Consider the following 20,044-nt stretch of genomic DNA (forward strand, 5'->3'; position numbering starts at 1 on the left):
GTCTGAATATACAACGACAAACCAGCTAGACTGGTTTTTCATTAATGTCTTTTTCGCCGCGCTTGCCTTCGACATCTTTATCTTTGGAGTCGTCCCTGGCGGCCGAGATATACCGTTGCAGGTATATTAAGAACGCGATCATCATCACCGGCACCGCGGCGGCGAGGATCACGATCCCAACGATCGTCCAATTAATGGTAAAGGCACATACCAGCGCGCCGAACAACAACCCGGCAACGCGGCCGAGGTTATTGGCTTTGAAGACAAACTTCCGCTGCCGCCATATGACAAAACTGCCTCCGAGGATGAAAAGATCGCGCGCGATAATGATCAACACCACCCAGAGCGGTATGGCATGGACCGCCAGCAGGGCGATCAGGATCGCGGCAAGGCACGTTTTGTCAACGACCGGATCCAGGATCTTGCCGAATTCTGTTTCCTGGTTGAAATGCCGTGCAATATACCCGTCAAAAATGTCCGTCCCCAGCGAGATCAGCATGATGACCAGGGCTGTGATCCGGTGCTGCGTGATTATGCTGGCGATGATAAACGGCAGGAGCAGAATACGGGATGCGGTGAGGGCGTTAGCCGCGGTCCATATCCGGTTCCCCCGCCGTCCGGTCTGCAGATCAGTTGCCCCGGTTGTCATCGGCGCCTGCCTTTCTGCATGATCTCGGCCGCATGCTCGAGGGTTTTTTTCGTGATCTCTTTCCCGCCCAGCATCCGCGCGATCTCGGCGGTGCGCATATCGCCGTCCAGCTTCACGATCCGGACAAATGTCTCTTTTGTCTTTGTTTCCTTCTGGACGGCGTAATGGGTATCGGCGTACATGGAGATCTGCGGCAAATGGGTGACGCAGATGATCTGGTGCGTTTTGCTGGCCTGGGACAGCAGTTCGCCCACCGCTTCGGCGATCCGGCCTCCGATCCCGGTATCGACCTCGTCGAATATGACCGTCGGGATGCCGTCCGCCGCCGACAGGATCGTCTTTAAGCCCAGTGTAATGCGCGAGATCTCGCCGCCGGAACCGATCTTCCGCAAAGGCTTCAATTCTTCTCCGGGATTGGTCGATATGTAGAATTCCACTTCATCCTTCCCGTCTTCGTCCATATCCTTGCCGGTAAAATAAAACGCGCACTGCGCTTTTTCCATGCCCAGGTGATGCAGGACATCACCGATCTTCTTTTCCAGTGCCCGGGCAGCTGTTTTGCGCTTCTGCGAGAGTTTCTCCTGCAGTTTTATGAGCCTTGATTTTTTTTCCGCGGTTTGCTGATTCAGGGACTGGATCGCTTCGTCATAATTTTCGATCGCCGCCAGTTCTTGCCGCGAGATCTCAGCATAGGCCTGGATGTCAGCGATCGATTGACCGAACCTTTTCTTTAACCTGGTGATCGTCTCCAGCCTGCCCAGAACGTATTCCAGACGTTCTGCGGAAAAATCGATCTTCTGCTGATACTCGCATATCTCCCGGTAAACATCATCGGCAAGCGTTGATAACGATTCCATCTTCTTTGCGAACTCATTGAGCCGTGGGTCGAGCTGGCACAGATCGCCGGCCAGTTTCTTGATCCTGGCCGCAGTGCCATAGAGATTTTCATCCCCTTCGTAAAGCAGACCCAGGATCTCGGCTGACAGCTTTGACCTTTTTTCACCGCTGGCCAGGAGGCTTTTCTCGAGCAGCAGGTTTTCTTCCTCGTCCGCGCGCAGGTTTGCCTTCTCGATCTCATTGATGTCATGGCGCAGTATTTCCAGGCGATCGCCCTTTACCTTTGCCGCCGCGGTCAGGTCCGTGAGCTGCTGCAGCAGCTCGCGGTAATTTTGAAAAAGCGTTCGGCATTCAGTTAACGGTTCATCAAACCCGGCATAATGGTCCAGCAGAAGCAGGTGATTGTGGGGGGAAAATAGCGATTGATTTTCATACTGACCTACCAGGTCAATGATCTTCTTCGCCGCATCCTTGAGCAATCCGATGCTGACGACATGATCGTTCACATATGACTGTTGTTTCTTGCCCCGTTCCGAGCGGCGGCGGATAACAAGATCATCACCGGCTTCGATGCCGGATGCCTTTAAAAGTTCGCGCGCCGGTTCGGGAGGTTCAAAGATCCCTGATATTTCTACAAAATCCTTACCGCTACGGATCGACAGGTCTTCGATCTTCTCTCCGCATAACGCGGCGATCGCCTCTACGACCATTGATTTACCGGCGCCGGTTTCGCCCGTGATTACGGTAAGCCCCGGCTCAAAATCGATGGCTTGATCATCCATGAGCGCGAAATTCTTTATATGAATGTGCTTAAGCATCCTCTCGACCGCCCCATTTCATTTTTTCTTTCAGCGTCTTGAAGAACGTCGCCTGCAGCGGTTTGATCAATCTTATGCAGTAATCCGCTTTTTCGAACCTTATGCGCTGGCCATTGCGGATCCGCCGCCGGCGCTGGCCGTCGGCGACAAGGATCGCCTTGCCTTTCTGACCGATCTCAATGTCCACCTTGCTGCGGGCAGGCAAGACCAGGGGCCGCACTGACAGAGTATGGGGCGCGATCGGCGTGAGCACGATGCCCTCCGTGTGCGGCAGCAGGATGGGTCCGCCGGTCGCCAGCGAATAAGCAGTCGAACCGGTCGGGCTCGCGATTATTATGCCGTCGGCGACAAAACGGCACATGTATTCGCCGTCGATGGTCGCGGAGAACTCCACCACCCGTCCTGGTACTGAGGTGCTGATCGTGAGTTCATTGAGGGCGTACAGGACCGTTTTGCCGTAGGTAGCCTGGATGACCATGCGCTTTTCAAAACGGTATCGTCCGTGCTGCACGGCGTTAAGGATCACCGGCAGCTGCGCTATGGTCACGTCCGTTAGAAATCCCAGAGCTCCCAGATTGACACCCAGGATCGGAATCCCCCGTTTGCCGCTGCTTGCAGCTGCTGCCAGGAGTGTCCCGTCGCCGCCCAGGGCGATAATGAAATCGGGGTGCTCCGAAAATTTGAATCCTTTTTTTGCCAGCAGACGTCTAACCACGGCAGCAACACGTCGTGCCACTGGTTTTTTCTTATTAAAGATTATCTTAATCTTTTCCATGATCACGCTCTCTTTAAAAACAAATAACGTACCCGTCCGAACTGGTCATTTTTAAACTCGTGCCGAAACCGCGCCGGGTCAATGATCTTGTCCAGCAGTTCGGCCTGATCTTCGTCGATCTCGATCGCCATTATGCCGCGCGCCGCGAGCAGGTGCATGCCCGCGTCGATCAGGGCGCGGATAAACCCGGTTCCGCAAGTCCCGCCGCCATCGATCGCTTTAAGCGGTTCAAATTCCTTGACGCTCCGGGGCAGGGATCCCAGGCGTTCGGAGGGCACGTATGGGGGATTTGACACGATCAGATCGAACGCCGTATTTAAAGCATTCAACATGTCGGTCTGCACCAGCGAGACCCGTTCGCTCACTCCGTATGAAAAACAGTTGATGCGCGCCGAGTCCAATGCCCGCCGGGAAATATCAGTGGCGATAACTTGGACGCCGGGATACTGCCGGGCCAGGCTTATCGCCAGGGCACCGCAGCCGGTGCCGATGTCGAGGATTTTTAAAGGCTGGTCCGGCACATATTGTCCGATCAAGGTAACGAAATATTCGGTCTCCAGGCGGGGAATAAATACACCGGGGGCGATATGCAGGGACAGGTCCATGAACTGTACCCTCTTGGTGAGGTATTCCAGCGGCACGCCGCGTTTGAATTGTTCCAGCCGCACGTGCAGTAAGAACTCGGCGTCGTCATCAAGCCGGTCGCGGAAATACATTTCAAATCGGGGTTGGTCTAATAGCGAAGCCACGACCATTTCCGCTTCGGACCGCGATATATTAAGCTCGCTACTGACTTTCCTGATCAGTTCTTTCATACTGCTCCAGCGCGGCGATCAGTTCATCGAGATGGCCTTCCATTATCGTTTGCAGATTGTAAAGGCTCAAACCGATCCGGTGATCGGTCAGGCGGTTTTGGGGAAAATTGTACGTCCTGATCTTCTCGCTCCGGTCACCCGAGCCGATCTGCTTTCGCCGCTGCGAAGTCACGGCCTTATCTCTTTTTTCCTCCTCGATCGCAGCCAGCCGCGCCCGTAATATCTTCATGGCTTTTTCGCGGTTCTTATGCTGGGATCGCTCATCCTGGCAGGTCACGACCAACCCGGTCGGCATATGCGTTATCCTTACCGCCGACGAGACCTTGTTGACGTTCTGACCGCCGTGACCACCAGCCCGAAAAGTGTCGATCCTCAGGTCGTCGGGATTGATGTTGACCTGGGATTCTTCAATCTCGGGCAACACGGCAACGGTCACGGTCGAAGTGTGAATGCGGCCGCTCGCTTCGGTCACCGGGACCCGCTGCACGCGGTGCACGCCCATTTCATATCGGAACAATCCGAACGAACCTTCACCCTCAACGGCGAATATGATCTCCTTGTAACCACCGACTTCGCTCGTATGGGACGACAGCACGTCACATTTCAAATGCTTGCTTTCTATGAATTTCGTGTACAACCTGAAAAGATCGGCGGCAAATAAGGAAGCTTCGTTGCCGCCGGCGCCCGCCCGGATCTCAACAATGCAGTCACGCTGGTATTCTTCATAAAAAGGATTGGAAAGGTCGGTGATCTCGGTTGCGAGCTCCTGCAGGCGGTTTTTCAGATTATTGATCTCTTCTTCCGCCAGCGCCCGTAACTCCGCGTCATTCTGGTCGAGGATCTCCTGAGCTTGCATCATATGCTGATTGATGGCGTCCTGTTCGTTGTATTTCTGAAGAATATACTGCAGCTTTTTATATTCCCGCGATAGCGCCGCATATTCCTTGGAATTCTTCAACACGTCCGGTTTTGAAAGCAATGTCCCGAGTTCCTCGAATCTTTCTATTTTCCGGCTTCGTTCATTATACAAATTCATATGAGCAGGGATTAATACGGTGGTCCAATACGGATTATGGTGATGATCCTAGAGCATGTTCGGTCGCAGCCGCGGCTGTCTTTTACAGTTTTTCGAATTTCTCCTTCAATGCGATATAACGCAGATAGTCATCAAGATCGCTGACACCGCGGATCACCATACTGTTTTCCTTAACCGTGACCAATCCAACTTGTGCCAGCTTGTTCACGTAATCTTGTACTTTTGTGTCATCGATACCGGTGGTCTGGACCATATTTTCGACGCTGAACGGGCTGATCTCGATGCCGCCGTCTACCGTTTTCCCGGTTTCCTTCGCCTTAGTTATGATATATGCGACAACCCGGCGTTCTTCGCTCTTGATGGTCAAAAGCTTTATCTGTTCGTCAGTGTTGCGCAAACGCTTGGTCAGGGTCTCCAGGACATATTCAATGAGCGGGTTTTCCCTGATCTTTGCCTTAAAAGTCTCTTTGTCGATCACCAGCAATGATGTGGGAGCGACGGCAACGGCATGGGCGGAACGGGGCGACCCGTCAATGATCGCCATCTCGCCGAAGAAATCGCCGTCCTTCAGGATCGCCAGGACTTTCTCATCGACGCCTTTACCCTTCGAGATCTTTATTTTCCCTTCCCTGATCAAGTACATCGCGTCACCTTTATCTCCCTCATTAAATAGAACTTCACCCATATTTAGTTTCTTTTCCATTCCTTCAACCATGTGCGTCCTCCTTCATAAATGTCCCTGATTCTATCATAATATTATAGAAAAATCCTGCAAAGTCAACAGTGTCGTTTTCTACGTTTTTTTTAAATATTACTTTAAAACATCACGCGAAAAAATCGAAAAAACTTAGCTGCCGGGCTACCACCTTCATGTCAGGGTAAAATTGAACAGCCTTGCGACCCAACCCTGCACGCACTGATTGCGTTGCCTTACGCGCGTCGATTATGATTCTATTGTCGGGCGATCAGTATTTAGAAAAACGTCAATTTCGGAAAAAATTCAATCGCTGTTATCTACTCATAGGAACCGAATATACGAATTTTGACAATGTAAGTTGCCCGATCATTGTCGGTATGCGGATAATCAATCGAAGTTCTAAAAGATGCACACTCTTTCCTGCTAACACCGACACCACTAAATCGCAGTATATCCGATTGTCCAAAAAGGACATATCCCCCAGCATTGTTTTTATATGTGCGAATATAAATACTATCAATAACGAGATCGAATGTTATCCCACTGGATCCGTTGGTAATTCCTAAATCTATGATAGCCACTTTATAAAGTGCCGTCTGACAGGATCTTAGCTTCCCGCGTGGCGAACCATTGAAAACAACTGTGAATAGCCGAGATAGTTGCAGACCCCGAATAGTCAAATGCCTTTGCGCAAATGAATTTTGCACCCGGTGCTACGCCGATATCGTCGGCCATTGGTCCTGTTCCATCGCCGCCACAGATTATCCCCGTCGTGAATAAACCATGCCCCTGATCATCGTAAGGGTAAGGATATCCGTAGACTGCGTCAAACCAACCGCCGATGATCCATTTTCCCTTGACAGAAACATGAGAAGTATCAACGCCGCTGTCTAAAGTACCTATAATGATGTTAGTACCCGTATAACCTTCCAGCCAGCATGAATCCGCTTTGATCTTGCTGATATTCCATTCCGGTGTCCTTACGCCCTCGACTGGCGTGTATGTGTTGTCATCGTCAAGGTAGATTTTGTCATTGAGTGTTACGAATGCGACATCTTCACGTTCAGCCATCATTTCAATTATAGTTCTGGTGGCTTTCATTGATAATCCATTGAATATCCAAAAAGACTTGATATCCTCGACCTGGTCAGAAAACGCGGCAAGGTAGTTTAATATATCTTCCTGACATGTTTGCGCATGATCTTGTAGCAATTTGACTTTCATCGCGGTGGCGAGATTGACAGGAGCCTGAGAAAACATCATCTGGTTTTTCATGTGCACGATAATATCGATCTTTTGATGTTCATCCATGCACGACAGTTTTTCCAATAAATCAGGATGTATAGTTGATAACATAATCAGGCTAAAAACATAAATTGTATACATTTATTGCCTTTTGACGTTATATCGTCGATCTTTATATTTGTCAAGGGTTTATTATACTGACTTGCTACCGTTTTTCAGTTTGATACTAAGTATATCCTCATCATCAAATGAGGATGGTTATTATAGAATGACCAAATAATTAGTTGATAGAAACAAGTATGTTTTCTATTGACATTTACCCCCGCCTGGGTATAATAACAAGATCCAGCATGTCCATTATACGATTTCAAACCGGCAGTTTACAATCAACTTCACATGAACATAACAATACAATTGAAATAGCGCAGAGTTGTCCAACTGCGATCAATACGGGTCGATCCAAGGAGGATTAATGCCCGAAGCGAAATTTTTGGAAGATATCTGCAAAGGTTGTGGTCTTTGTTGTGATGATATCTGTCCGGTGAAGATCCTGAGATTGTCGCCCGACCGGATAAATTCAAGCGGTTATCACCCGGCTGAAGTGACTGACATGAGCAAGTGCATCGGATGCGGATACTGTTACATTGTATGCCCTGAACCGGCGGTCGAGGTATATAAGTGAACCCTAACCTAATTCCCATTCTTTAGGAGGCACAGTGGCAGCAAAAGAATTGATGTACGGTAATCATGCGATCGTGGAAGGGGTCATCGCGGCGGGCTGCCGGTTCTTTGCCGGTTATCCCATAACCCCCCAGAATGAAGTCCCCGAATACATGTCGATCCGCATGAATGAAGTCGGCGGTGTATTTCTGCAAACGGAAAGCGAACTCGCGGCGATCAATATGCTGTTCGGAGCAGCCGCAACCGGCGCGCGCGTCATGACCTCGTCGTCGTCGCCGGGTATCAGCTTGATGCAAGAGGGTCTGTCCTATATCGCCGGTTCTGACATCCCGGTCCTGGTCGTCAATGTTGTGCGCGGCGGTCCTGGTCTGGGCAATATCGCGCCTGCGCAATCGGATTATTTCCAATCGACCAGGGGCGGCGGACACGGCGATTATTACACGATCGTCCTGGCACCCAATTCAGCCCAGGAACTGTTCGAGTTCCCCAAACTGGCGTTTGAGCTGGCCGAGAAATACCGCGTGCCCGCGGTCATTCTTGCCGATGGATTGCTGGGGCAGATAATGGAACCGATCGTATTCAGCTTCAAGCCGGTTGATCCCAAGAACCTTCCCCCTCAAGATTGGTGGCTTACCGGGTGCCAGGGTCGCGAACGCCGGGTCGTGCGTTCCTATGACCTGAAACCCGGCAAGCTCGAAGAATGGAACTGGCGCCGCAATGAAAGGTTCCAGGCCATTATAAAGAACGAACAAAGGCATGAGGCGATCCAGTGTGACGACGCGGAAGTCGTGGTCGTCGCTTACGGCACCTCGGCGCGGGTATCGGCTGCCGGCATTAAGATGGCGCGCGACAAAGGTATCAAAGCGGGCTTGTTCAGGCCGATCAGTCTATGGCCATTTCCGGCCGTCGCCCTGAATGCCATCGCGAAACGCGCTAAAAATATCCTGGTGGTCGAAATGAGCCTGGGCCAGATGATCGAGGATGTGAAACTGGCCATCGAATGCCGCGTACCCGTGTATTTCCACGGCCGGCCGGGCGGCGGCATACCCACGACCCAGGAGATCTGCGATAAACTGATCTCATTACCGCGGGGTGCGAAATGAAGCCGATGTTCATACGTCCCAAGGGATTGACATCCGTCAACCAGCGCTACTGTCCCGGCTGTGGGCACGGCATCGTCCACCGGCTCATCGGTGAACTGCTGGTGGAAATGGATGTCCGGGAAAAAACCGTGGGCATTGCGCCGGTAGGCTGTTCGGTCTTTGCCGACGAATATTTCAACTGCGATATGATCCAGGTCCCGCACGGCCGTGCCTGCGCGGTCGCCACCGGTATAAAACGCGCGCGGCCCGAGTGCTTTGTTTTCAGTTACCAGGGCGACGGCGACCTGGCGGCGATCGGCACTGCGGAAACCATCCATGCCGCAGCGCGCAACGAAAATATCAGCGTGATCTTCATCAATAACGCGATCTACGGCATGACCGGCGGCCAGCTTGCGCCGACGACACTGCCAGGCATGAAATCAACGACCTCGGTCAAGGGCAGGGATATCGCCAAACAGGGGTACCCCATCAAGGTTGTCGAGTTGATCAACGCGCTGGATGGACCGATCTACCTGGAACGCACCACCGTGCACACGCCCAAGGACATCATCAAGACCAAGAAAGCCCTGAAGACCGCTTTCAATTATCAGCTTCAGAACAAGGGTTTTTCGCTCATCGAGGTCCTGTCAATGTGCCCCACGGGCTGGGGTGTTACGCCGGTCCAGGCAAAAAAATGGATCAACGATGTAATGATGAAATATTATCCGGTCGGGGAAGTTCGGAACCGCGGTAAGGAGGAGAAGAAATGACCAGGGAAATAATCTTATCGGGATTCGGCGGCCAGGGGATCGTTTCGTCCGGCATCATAATTGCCTATGCTGGCCTGCTCGAGAACAAGCACGTGACCTTCTTCCCCTCCTATGGCGCCGAAATGAGAGGCGGCACCGCCAACTGCTCGGTCGTTGTTGCCGATGAACCGATCGCGTCGCCGGTCGTAGCTAACCCCGACATCGTGCTTATCATGAACGAACCTTCGCTTTTGAAATTCGAACCCATGCTTAAAGCGAACGGATTGCTGTTCTTCAACCGCACGCTCATCAAATCCCAGCCGAAAAGGACCGACATCGAAGTGTTCGCCATCGACGCCAACGCGATCGCGGAAGAGCTCGGCACGGGACGCATCGCCAACATGGTAATGCTGGGTTCAATGGTCAAAAAGACCCAATTGCTGAAACTTGAGACGCTTTATAAGGCCCAGCGCAAAAGGTTCGGCCGGGCGACCGAAGAGCAGTTGAAATTGAACGAAAAAGCTTTGGCGAAGGGATATGAGTTAATTAAGTAAGATCCCCGTAATGTTCGACGAAATCCTGCCGCTCGTAAAAAAACCAATTCGATACACAGGGGGCGAATACAACATAACCCTGAAATCCAGTACCCCCGTTCACGTGGGGATCGTCTTTCCCGAGATCTACGAGATCGGTATGTCGAACCTCGGCATAAAGATCATCTATCACCTTTTCAACAAAGTACCGGACATCCAATGCGAAAGGATCTTTGCCCCCTGGCCTGATTTCGGTGAGCAGTGCCGAACCCGCAACATTCCGATCTTCGGCCTGGAGTCAAAAAAATCCGTCAAGGAATTCGATCTGCTGGGTTTCAGCCTGCAGAGCGAATTGAGCTATACGACGGTCCTGTACGTTCTGGAACTTTCACAGATACCCTTCCGGGCGGCGCAGCGCGGTGCCGAACACCCGCTCCTGATCGCCGGCGGGCCGGCGGCTCTCAATCCGAATCCCTTGAGCCCGGTCTTTGATGCCTTTGTGCTGGGGGACGGCGAGGAAGTCACTCTCCGGATCTCCGAAGTACTGCTGGGTATCCCTAAGATCAAAAAACATGAACGGCTTTCGGCGCTCGCGAACATCGAAGGCATATGGGTGCCACAGATCCACGGCAAGTCCAAGGTCATAAAGAAGTGCGTGGTCCCGGAATTGACCGACGACGCACTGCCTTCGCCGGCGATCCTGCCGATCAGCGATATAACCCATGACCGGCTGGCGATTGAAGTTATGCGCGGATGCACCTGGGGCTGCCGCTTCTGCCAGTCGGGTTATGTGAACCGTCCCCTGCGGATACGCCCGGCCGATGACATTATCCGGGCGGTGGAGCGCGGCATTCGCGAAACCGGCTGGGAGGAGGTATCGCTCTTATCCTTTTCCATCCTGGATTACCCGGGTCTCTTGAATCTCGTACGGAGGCTTAACGAGATCTTGAAAAAAAAGAACATCTGCATATCGCTGCCGGCCATGCGCGGCGAATTGTTCAGTGAAGAGCTTGCGGTCCTGCTCAAAGAAGTAAAAAAAACCGGTCTTACCTTTGCCCCGGAAACAGCCAGCGATGACCTTAGAAAGCGGATCAATAAATCATTTTCCAACGAGCGAATGATATCGTCCATCAATATCGCTAACCGTCAGGGATGGAAACAGGTCAAGCTCTATTTCATGGTGGGGCTGCCCGGTGAAAACGACCAGGACGTGCGGGCCATCAATGATTTGGTGACCGATATCCTCAAGGCGTTCCCGAAAGGCACGATCAAACTCTCGTTATCTCCCTTCATCCCCAAACCGCATACGCCTTTCGAATCGACCGGCTTCCTGCCGGTCGCGGAGCTGACGGAAAAGATAAATTCCATCCGCCGGTTGAAAAAACCCCGGTTGGAACTGAATTACCAGTCACCCGAAGTCTCGTTCATCGAAGCGTTCCTTTCCCGATGCGACGACAGGGGCTTTGAGGTCATCGAGGAGGTATATAAGCGCGGCGGCCGGTTCGAGGAATGGCGCGAGGAATTCGATTTTCAGCGCTGGCAGCAAGCTTTTGAGAAAACCGGCGTCGATCCCCAGGCGTACCTGAAGCCGCTTGACCGCTATCCATGGGATTTCATTGACGTTGGCGTAACCAAGGATTTTCTCAAGCAGGAACTCACCCGCTCGTCGGCCGGGGAAGCGACTGACAATTGTTTTTATCACGGCTGTACGCCGTGCGGCGCGTGCCCTGATGGCCAGAATATACCGCGGCACAGCGAGCAAACGTTGCCGGAAAAATATCTGAACTACGGCCGCTACCCGAAACGGGACATATCATCGCAGGCGTTCCGCGTCAAATATTCAGTCGGCGAGCAATTCAGGTACGCTTCCCATCTTGACATAACACGCACGATCTACCGGGCGCTCCGGCGGTCAGACCTGCCCATTGAATACACCCAGGGTTATTCGCCCCTGCCCCGGGTCTCATTCTCACCCCCAAAAAGCGTGGGCATCGTGTCCAAAGGCGATTTTTTCGACTGCTATCTGGTCGGTGATTATTTCTCGAATATATCGAGGGAACTTAACAGCCGTTTTCCGCCGGGGATCAGGGTCCTGGACGTACGCTCGCTCCCTCATAAAACACCATCGCTCAGCAGTTCGATCAACGTGATCTACTTTGAGATCGGCATCGCGCCCGAAAGATTGAAAAATCCGATCGATATGAACGATCCAAGGCCCCTGTATGTCCCGACCAAATCAGGATCGAAGAATATCAGGGAATCCATCGAAACCATTTCTGTGCAGCAACAGACATTGAATTGTGGTCTCTATTTCGGACCGGGTATGATAAATGTGTATGATCTTCTTTCCTACTTGACCGGTGAACCTGTGGACCAGGTCAAGGCATGCAAGATAACACGGACTGCGATGTTCATCAAGAAAGAAGGTCTCCTCGCCTCACCAATGGAGGTAACGTAATGAAAAAAGATATCGTCATAAATGTTTCCGGCATGGAAACCCGGATCGCCATCATGGAAGACGACCTGCTCGTGGAATATCATGTTGAGCGCCCAGAGCAGGGCAGTCTGGTCGGGAACATCTACAAGGCCAAAGTATTGAATATGATCTCGGGACTTAAAGCCGCGTTCGTGGACCTCGGCATGGAGAAGAACGGTTTTCTGCCGCTCGATGAGATCCCATTCCAGGAATTCTCCGATCTTTTTGAGAACGAAGTCGAGATGGACACGGCCTACCGCCCGGAAACCATAAAGCTCAAAGAAAAACAGGAAACGGTCGTTCAGGTCACCAAGGATGCTTACGGCATCAAAGGCCCCCGGGTCACGTCGTACATCTCGATCCCCGGACGGTATATCGTGCTGCTCATCAATGCCCGCAATGTCGGCGTGTCCAGGAAGATCCGGAACCGGCATGAACGGGAAATACTGCTCAAGATCGGCCGGGAGGTCAGGCCCCATGGCATGGGGCTGATCATCCGGACGGCCGCGGCATCGGCAAAACCCGACGAAATCAAGAACGAGGTGCGCTATTTGAAGAACGAATACGAAAAAAGCATGCACCTAGCGGAGAAGCCGGCGCCGTTACTCGCCTACCGCGAACCAGACACCACGATCAAGATCGTCAGGGACCTGTTCAATCATGAGGTTCGCAACCTGATCGTGGACAACGACCTGAAATACCGCTTGATCAATGATTACCTGAGCAAGGTCTCGCCGCGCATAAGGTCGCGGGTCAAGATGTACCGCGACAACGAACCGATCTTCGTCCGATACGGGGTCGAGGATCAGCTGAAAGACATCTTTGAAAGGAAGCTCTGGCTGCCAGGCGGCGGATACATCATTATCGATCAGACCGAAGCGTTCCTCGCGATCGACGTGAACACGGGTAAATCGTCCAGGGAAAAACAGGCGGAAAAACTCGCGCTCTTGACCAACCTTGAGGCCCTCAAGGAGGTCGCGCGCCAGCTGAGGCTGCGGGACATCGGCGGACTGGTCGTCGTCGACCTTATCGATCTGGAAAAAAAGGAGAACATCGACCGCATGCTCCGGGAATTCAAGGGCATGATCCACCAGGACCGCGCCCGTTACCGGGTCGGCGGGATCAGCGAATTCGGCCTGCTGCAGTTCACCCGTGAACGGTCGCGCACGAGCCTGACGCATCAGCTCGGCGAAGCCTGCCCGATCTGCCGGGGACGCGGCCGGATCCTGTCAAAGTCGAGCATGATCGGTAATATCGAACGATGGTTCATGAATAACGCGAAAACGATCAAGAACAAAGTCATTGAACTGCGCGCCTCTCCGAGAGTGATCGATTACCTGAGCTTATACCATTCTGACACGCTGGCCAAGATCGGCAAGGAAGGCAACCTTATCATCAGGTTAAAAGCCGACTACGCTGTGCCCGAGGATGATTTCAAAATGCTGGTCACTTAGCAGCAGCTCTTGAGGACGTGACAAAGGGCTGAAAATGATTATAATGAACTGATCATGCCGGATTTCAACCGCCCTATTTCCGGACCAGAGATCGACCACCTGCGAGAGCTTGCCCGTCTATGCCGCGGCGATATCCTGGTCATGACGACCATCGCCGGTTCCGGACACCCCGGCGGCTCGATGTCATCGCTTGACATATACCTCACGCTATATTCCTGCGCCAACAGCTCACCGGAAAATGCCGATGACCCGCAGCGCGACCGGATCATCGTCAGCCATGGCCATACATCGCCTGGCGTCTATGCCTGCCTTGCCCGTCTTGGTTTCATTGACCATGGAGATCTCCTGACCGGATTTCGCCGTATCCGCGGCCCCTATGAGGGCCACATCGAGCGCCACCTGCCCGGCGTGGAATGGACGACCGGCAACCTGGGCCAGGGTCTGTCCGCGGCATGCGGGTTTGCGCTGGCCGCGAAGATCAAGCAGTTGAAGTACGACACCTACGCGGTCATGAGCGATGCCGAACAGGCGAAAGGCCAGGTCGCGGAAGCAAGGCGTTTTGCGAAAAAATACGGTCTGACCGATCTTACGGTGCTTATCGACTATAACCAATTCCAGATATCAGGACGAACCCGCAATATCATGCCGGTAAATATCAAGGAAAACTACCTGGCTGACGGCTGGCAGGTCGACGAGGTTGACGGGCACGACTTTGCCCAGCTGCACGAAGCGATCAGACGGGCGCGTTCTGATGCGAACAACCCCCGTATGATCTTGTGTCGCACGATCATGGGCAAAGGCGTTTCGTTCATGGAGAACCGGGAAAAGTACCCGGGCGAACCGCTGAGCCAGGCGTTCTACCACGGCCAGGCCCTCAAACGCGACGAATGCGCGAAGGCGCTGAAAGAACTGGGGGTTGAGGACACGATCGACCAGTTGACCGCGGACGCAAAAAATCGCGTGATAAAAGGATTTCACCGCAAAGATATGCCGCTGCCTGTTATCCATGAAGCGCTAGCGCGGACTTACACCGACAAAACCGATCTGCGGCTGGCCTGGGGCAATGCCCTGGAAGACATGGCCAAAGCCAACCCGGAAAATACCTTCGCGGTATTCGACTGCGATCTTGCTGAATCGGTCGGCACCATGACTTTTTTCCGCATCAGGCCGCATAATTTCTTTGAAGCCGGGGTCAGCGAACATACCACGGCGACCATTGCCGGCGCGTTGTCCCTGAACGGCGTGTGTTCGATCTGGGCCGACTTCGGCGTTTTTGCCGTCGACGAGGTCTATAACCAGCTTCGGATCAATGATATCAATAATACCAGCCTCAAGATCGTCGCCACCCATTGCGGGTATAATGTCGGCCCGGACGGTAAAACCCACCACTGCATTGACTATCTGGGCCTGCTCAGGAATTTATTCGGTTTTAAGGTCGTGGTACCCTGCGATCCCAACCAGGCTGACCGTATTGCCAGGTTCATGCTGCAGCAACCCGGCAATTTCGTAATGGCCCTTGGCCGTACCAAACTCCCGGTTATCACGGATGAAGCCAGAAAGCCGTTATTCGGCGGTGGCTATGCTTATGCTTACGGTGCCGTGGATATTGTTCGCGAAGGATCAGACTGCGCGATCTTCGCAACGGGAGCCATGGTCGATCAGGCGATCGAGGCCCGTGCCCTTCTCAAGAAGGACGGCATTAAAGCGAGGGTATATGCGGTCTCATCACCGCTTGAGGTCGCAAGAGTTATCATCAAAGCCGCAGCTTCGACCAGGCTGGTCGTGAGTTATGAGGACCACAACCCCATGACCGGACTCGGCTGCACGATCGCTCATGGCCTGGCCGATATCCAGAGCGGGACAAAATTCGCAAAAGTCGGCGTGACCCAGTATGCCGGGTCGGACGAGGCCGATGTTTTATACAAAAAATATTCGCTTGACGCAGGGTCCGTGGCCGAGACAATAAAAAAGAACCTGTAACATGGCAAACAAAACCATACCGATCCACTACGTGAGCACGCTCGAACAAGCCGCCGACTTGATCCGGCAGCACAAGAATTTCTGGGTCTGCAACTGTGGTTGCCGCGAGAGCCGTGAAAAAGGTAAATGCCGGCGCTCCCGCATCGATGTCTGCCTTTTTTTCCGCGGTGACGTCGGCAGCAGCGGATCAGAACTGAAAAAAAAGACGCGCCGGTTTGCCGAAGGCATTCTGCATGAAGCATATGACAAATGGCTTGTGAGCCGTCCGTTCCGCAATGATAAAAATAAAAAGATCGTCGATGGCATATGTTTCTGCTGTAATGACTGCTGCGGTTATTTTCTCGATCCCACAGAGATCTGCGATAAGGGGAAATATGTGGAAAAGACCGACATGAAGCTGTGTACCGGCTGCAGCAGCTGCGTTGATGTATGCTATTTCAAGGCGCGCAGGCTCAAAGGCGGCCGCCTGAAGATCACGCGGTCCAAATGCTATGGCTGTGGCTTATGTATCCGGGTTTGTCCGGCCAAGGCCGTAAAAATATCCAAAAGGTAAAACTTTTTCCTCAGCGTCTTTTCAAACCATCCAGCGTGATCCTGATGATCTCCTGCTCTTTGCCTGCCACCGCGGGTATGAAAAAATGCAGTGAAAAGGCCGCCCGGACCGCGTTCAAGAAAAAGTACGCTCCGATACGCGGATCGGTTTTTCTGAATTCACCCTTTTCAACGCCCTCGCTGATGATACGGCTGATCAATGCGACGATCTCATCGACCCTCGCTATCGCCTGACGGTGGATCGCTTTCATGATGCGGCTCGTAAGGTTCATGTTATCGATCATTTCCAGCCCGATCCCGCCCTTGAATCTAAGCATGAAACGGACCCAGTCTTTGGCGATCTTTTCAAGCTTTCTGGTCGGTGAAATATTTTCGCTGACTGTCTGTTTGAGCATGGTCACCGCGCCGTTGAAGTACTCGTCAATGATACCGGCGTAAAGTGAGGGCTTGTCCTTGAAATACAGGTAGACCGTGCCCTTGGCGATCCCGGCGCAGCGTGCTATATCCTCGACCCGGGTTTCAAAAAACCCGCGTTGAGTAAAGACCCTCACCGCCGCGCCGATTATTTTTTTCCGTACTTCAAGATTTTTCATCGCGTATCAGGTTTGAGCCTTTTTTTTTCGCTCTTGCGCTCGAACATCGCGTACAGCACCGGGATCACGATCAAGGTCAGGAACGTAGCCACCATCATGCCGCCGATCACGGAACGCGCCATGGGCGCGCGCATCTCATTACCCGAACCAATACCCAATGCCATCGGGATCAGACCGAAGATCGTGGTCAACGCGGTCATCAGGATCGGCCGCATCCTAACCCGGCCCGCTTCAACGAGCGCATCAACTAATGACCGCCCTTCGTTCCGGCGCAACTGGTTCGCGTAATCGATGTACACAATGGCGTTGTTCACGACCACACCGCCCAAAATGAGCACGCCGAGCAGGCTCTGCATATTGAACGTCGTCCCGGTAAAGAACAGCATCCAAAGAACGCCGATGATCCCCAGCGGGATCGTGAACATGATGATGAACGGTTCCTTTAATGATTCAAACTGGCCGACCATGATGATATACACCAGGAACAACGACAGTACGATGACCAGGCCGATATCGCGGAAAGTGTTCTGCATCTCCTCAAAACCGCCGGAAAGCTTGATCTCAAAATCCGATGGCCTGGGGTAATCTTTTAGCTTTTTCTGCACCTCTCGCGCCGCGCCGTTCGGATCCCGGCCTTCAACGTTCGCGCTGACCTTGACGATGCGGTTCGTATTTTCATGTTCTATCTGCGCCGGACCGACCGTCGTGGTATCATTAAGAAAATTCCTTAATGGAACCTCGCCCAGCGGCGTGGTGACCGTCATGGACCGTATTTTTTCCGGTGCGTCGCGGTATTTCTCGCCGAACCTGACCCGGACGTCATATTCATCGCCTTCGATCCGGTACTGCGTGGCGACGGTTCCCTCGATCCGGCTGCGCAGGATGCTTCCGATCTGGTACGGGGTCAAGCCGAACTGGGCGGCCTTGTACCGGTCAACGATGAACTGGATCTCGGGCCGGCCTTCGCTGAAATCGCTCTCAATATCGACAACACCGCGAATACCCCTGAGCATGTCCATGAGTTGGTCTGATATCTTCTTGGATCTGGCGAGGTCATAACCGATGATCTTTATTTCGATCGGTTTCTCGCTGCCAAAAAGCATCGACTGGTCAGAAGTGAACCGCGTCACCATCCCGGGGATCCCGTTCATCTTTAATCGCAGGTCACGCTGGATATCGGTCACCGAGCGCTTGCGCTGTTCGCGTTCAACCAGCCCGATCCAGATAGTCGCGGTGTGCTGTCCGCTGCCGCCGCCGAACAGCGCGGTAAACCCTGAACCAGTGCCTACGGTCACGAACGAATTCTCCAATTCGGGTACCTCCTGCTGGATGATTTTTTCCAGCCGGCTGACCGCTGAATCCGTAATCGCCAGTTTGGTGCCCATCGGCATTTCGGCCTCGACCTGAATTTCATTCTGGTCGACATTCGGGCTCAGCTCCGCGCCGATGAACGGAAACAATGCCAGGCTGATTATGAAAAGACCAAGGCTTGTCCACGCTACGGTCTTGCGGTGTGTCAGCGCCCACTTAATGAGGATTGAATAATAGTTCTCCAGTCTCGTGTAGAATATTTTCATGGTTCTTGAAAGTCCGGTTTCCTTGATCTGCAGGAATTTTGACATCAGCATCGGGACGATCGTGATCGCGACGATCAACGATGATATCAACGCGAACGTGACCGTCAGGGCGAGCTGGGTAAAGAAGATCGCGGCGAACCCGCGCACCAGGAGCAGGGGCAAAAAGACCGCGACCGTGGTCAGGGTCGAAGCCGTGATCGCCATGCCGACTTCCTTTGTGCCGACGATCGCGGCTATATCCGGCATCTCTTTCTTTTCCTGGCGGTGGCGGTATATCGCCTCAAAAACCACGATCGCGTTGTCGACCACCATGCCGATCGCGATCGTCAAACCGCCCAGCGAAATGATGTTAAGGCTCATATTGAAGATGAACATCAGGAATAGCGTGAAAAATATCGTAATGGGCATGGCTACGCCGACAAAAACCGTGGCGCGCAGATTGCCCAGAAAAAGGAAGAGGATGATCGCCGCGAGGAGCGCGCCCATCCACAGCGTGTCCGCCGTGCTTTTCACCGAGCGGTTGATGAAATCCGCCTGATTGAAGATAATATCGATCGCGATCCCAGCCGGCAGTTCTTTTCTGATCTCGCCGATGACCTTCATCACGTTGCCGCACACACTAACGGTGTTGGCGTCAGACCTTTTCTGCACCATTCCCCAGATCGATGAAACGCCATTAGTGCGGGAATAAACGGCCGCATCCGACGGTTCCAGCCGGATGTCCGCGAGCTGGCCAAGCGCGACCGGCACGCCATTACTGTTGCCGACGATGGTCTTGCGTATGTCGTCAAGATTTTTGTACTCGCCGATGATCCTCAGGCTGTAAGTCTTATCGCCGCTTTCGACCGAACCCAACGGGTAATTGAGATTTTGAGCCTGCAGGACACTGACCACCTGGTCAGCCGTTATCCCGGTGCTTACCAGTTTCTCGGGATTGAAGGTCACGTGGATCTCGGTAAAGGTATTGCTCTGGGCATAGGACCCGGCAACGCCGTCCGCGCGCTGAATACGGTCGGCGATATTTTCCGTTATCTTATCCAGTTCCAGCGGGTCAATGTCTCCTCTTACGCTGAACATCACTACCGGCTGCTGGGATATGTCAAACTTGAAGATCAACGGCTGGTCCGCGTCATCCGGAATATAAGGGAGCACGATGCCCAGGCGGTCCCGCACATCATTTGACGCGGCGTCAAGGTTTGATCCCCAGGCAAAACGAAGCATGATCATTGACGTGTTCTCCGATGACGTCGATGTGATATCTTCGATATTGTTGAGCGTGCCCAGCACTTTCTCGAACGGTTCGGTGATCTGGCGTTCTGTTTCCTGCGGTCCGGCACCAGGATAAGTCGTAAGCACGACCATCATGGGGAACGTGATATTGGGGAACAGGTCCACGGTCAATTTGCTGAGCGAAACAACGCCAAAAACAAGAAGCCCCAGGAACACCATGGATATTGCCAGCGGTCTGCGAACTGCAGTCTCGGTTATCTTCATT

At 52.9% G+C, this 20,044-nt stretch carries 17 protein-coding genes; 8 read left to right on the forward strand and 9 right to left on the reverse strand.

Annotated features, from left to right (window positions below; translation table 11 throughout):
• Positions 1-25: 25 nt before the first annotated feature.
• The 7 genes from VF399_04810 to VF399_04840 form a co-directional block, all read right to left on the reverse strand.
• A complete protein-coding gene (locus VF399_04810; protein HEX7319660.1) occupies positions 26-649 on the reverse strand; it encodes a CDP-alcohol phosphatidyltransferase family protein in 624 nt (207 codons plus the stop codon).
• Positions 646-2,304 carry a DNA repair protein RecN gene (gene recN, locus VF399_04815; GenBank protein ID HEX7319661.1) on the reverse strand — a complete coding sequence of 553 codons (1,659 nt, stop codon included), beginning with the start codon at positions 2,302-2,304 and terminating at the stop codon, positions 646-648. The genes VF399_04810 and recN overlap by 4 nt, the downstream gene beginning before the upstream one ends.
• Positions 2,297-3,079 carry an NAD(+)/NADH kinase gene (locus VF399_04820; GenBank protein HEX7319662.1) on the reverse strand — a complete coding sequence of 261 codons (783 nt, stop codon included), beginning with the start codon at positions 3,077-3,079 and terminating at the stop codon, positions 2,297-2,299. Before VF399_04820 ends, recN begins: the two co-directional genes overlap by 8 nt.
• Positions 3,080-3,081: 2 nt before the next feature.
• Positions 3,082-3,894: a HemK/PrmC family methyltransferase gene (locus tag VF399_04825; protein ID HEX7319663.1), complete on the reverse strand. Its 813-nt coding sequence runs from the start codon at positions 3,892-3,894 to the stop codon at positions 3,082-3,084.
• Positions 3,866-4,930, reverse strand: coding sequence for a peptide chain release factor 1 (prfA, locus tag VF399_04830; protein HEX7319664.1), 1,065 nt, complete (start codon positions 4,928-4,930; stop codon positions 3,866-3,868). Before prfA ends, VF399_04825 begins: the two co-directional genes overlap by 29 nt.
• An 82-nt stretch (positions 4,931-5,012) precedes the next feature.
• A complete protein-coding gene (locus tag VF399_04835; protein HEX7319665.1) occupies positions 5,013-5,645 on the reverse strand; it encodes a Crp/Fnr family transcriptional regulator in 633 nt (210 codons plus the stop codon).
• A gap of 564 nt (positions 5,646-6,209) precedes the next feature.
• On the reverse strand, positions 6,210-6,983 hold the full coding sequence (locus tag VF399_04840) for a S8 family serine peptidase (protein ID HEX7319666.1): 774 nt from the start codon (positions 6,981-6,983) through the stop codon (positions 6,210-6,212).
• Positions 6,984-7,344: 361 nt separating this feature from the next.
• On the opposite strand from VF399_04840, the gene VF399_04845 reads away from it, so the two are divergent.
• Genes VF399_04845 through VF399_04880 form a run of 8 tightly spaced genes read left to right on the forward strand, consistent with a single transcriptional unit; the run spans position 7,345 to position 16,380 of the window.
• The gene (locus VF399_04845) at positions 7,345-7,554 is read left to right on the forward strand and encodes a 4Fe-4S binding protein (GenBank protein ID HEX7319667.1); all 210 of its coding nucleotides are present in this window, start codon (positions 7,345-7,347) and stop codon (positions 7,552-7,554) included.
• A gap of 52 nt (positions 7,555-7,606) precedes the next feature.
• Entirely contained in the window at positions 7,607-8,656 is a 1,050-nt protein-coding gene (locus VF399_04850; GenBank protein HEX7319668.1) for a 3-methyl-2-oxobutanoate dehydrogenase subunit VorB, read from the forward strand.
• On the forward strand, positions 8,653-9,405 hold the full coding sequence (locus VF399_04855) for a thiamine pyrophosphate-dependent enzyme (GenBank protein HEX7319669.1): 753 nt from the start codon (positions 8,653-8,655) through the stop codon (positions 9,403-9,405). Before VF399_04850 ends, VF399_04855 begins: the two co-directional genes overlap by 4 nt.
• Positions 9,402-9,938, forward strand: coding sequence for a 2-oxoacid:acceptor oxidoreductase family protein (locus VF399_04860; GenBank protein HEX7319670.1), 537 nt, complete (start codon positions 9,402-9,404; stop codon positions 9,936-9,938). Before VF399_04855 ends, VF399_04860 begins: the two co-directional genes overlap by 4 nt.
• Positions 9,939-9,948: 10 nt before the next feature.
• Positions 9,949-12,375 (forward strand): TIGR03960 family B12-binding radical SAM protein, encoded by a 2,427-nt coding sequence (locus tag VF399_04865; protein ID HEX7319671.1) that lies wholly within the window; start codon positions 9,949-9,951, stop codon positions 12,373-12,375.
• Complete coding sequence (locus VF399_04870; GenBank protein HEX7319672.1) at positions 12,375-13,847, forward strand: Rne/Rng family ribonuclease; 1,473 nt, start codon at positions 12,375-12,377, stop codon at positions 13,845-13,847. The genes VF399_04865 and VF399_04870 overlap by 1 nt, the downstream gene beginning before the upstream one ends.
• A 54-nt stretch (positions 13,848-13,901) precedes the next feature.
• Positions 13,902-15,827: a transketolase gene (locus VF399_04875; protein ID HEX7319673.1), complete on the forward strand. Its 1,926-nt coding sequence runs from the start codon at positions 13,902-13,904 to the stop codon at positions 15,825-15,827.
• 1 nt (position 15,828) lies between these two features.
• Positions 15,829-16,380, forward strand: a complete 552-nt coding sequence (locus VF399_04880) for a 4Fe-4S binding protein (protein HEX7319674.1) — start codon at positions 15,829-15,831, stop codon at positions 16,378-16,380.
• A 10-nt stretch (positions 16,381-16,390) separates the two neighbouring features.
• Here VF399_04880 and VF399_04885 read toward each other — a convergent pair whose 3' ends face one another.
• Entirely contained in the window at positions 16,391-16,972 is a 582-nt protein-coding gene (locus VF399_04885) for a TetR/AcrR family transcriptional regulator (protein HEX7319675.1), read from the reverse strand.
• Positions 16,969-20,043 carry an efflux RND transporter permease subunit gene (locus tag VF399_04890; protein HEX7319676.1) on the reverse strand — a complete coding sequence of 1,025 codons (3,075 nt, stop codon included), beginning with the start codon at positions 20,041-20,043 and terminating at the stop codon, positions 16,969-16,971. The genes VF399_04885 and VF399_04890 overlap by 4 nt, the downstream gene beginning before the upstream one ends.
• Between the last annotated feature and the right edge of the window lies 1 nt (position 20,044).

This window comes from bacterium (assembly GCA_036382775.1).
In the GTDB taxonomy this organism is placed as follows: domain Bacteria; phylum Hydrothermota; class Tepidihabitantia; order SM23-42; family JAOAFX01; genus DASVHD01.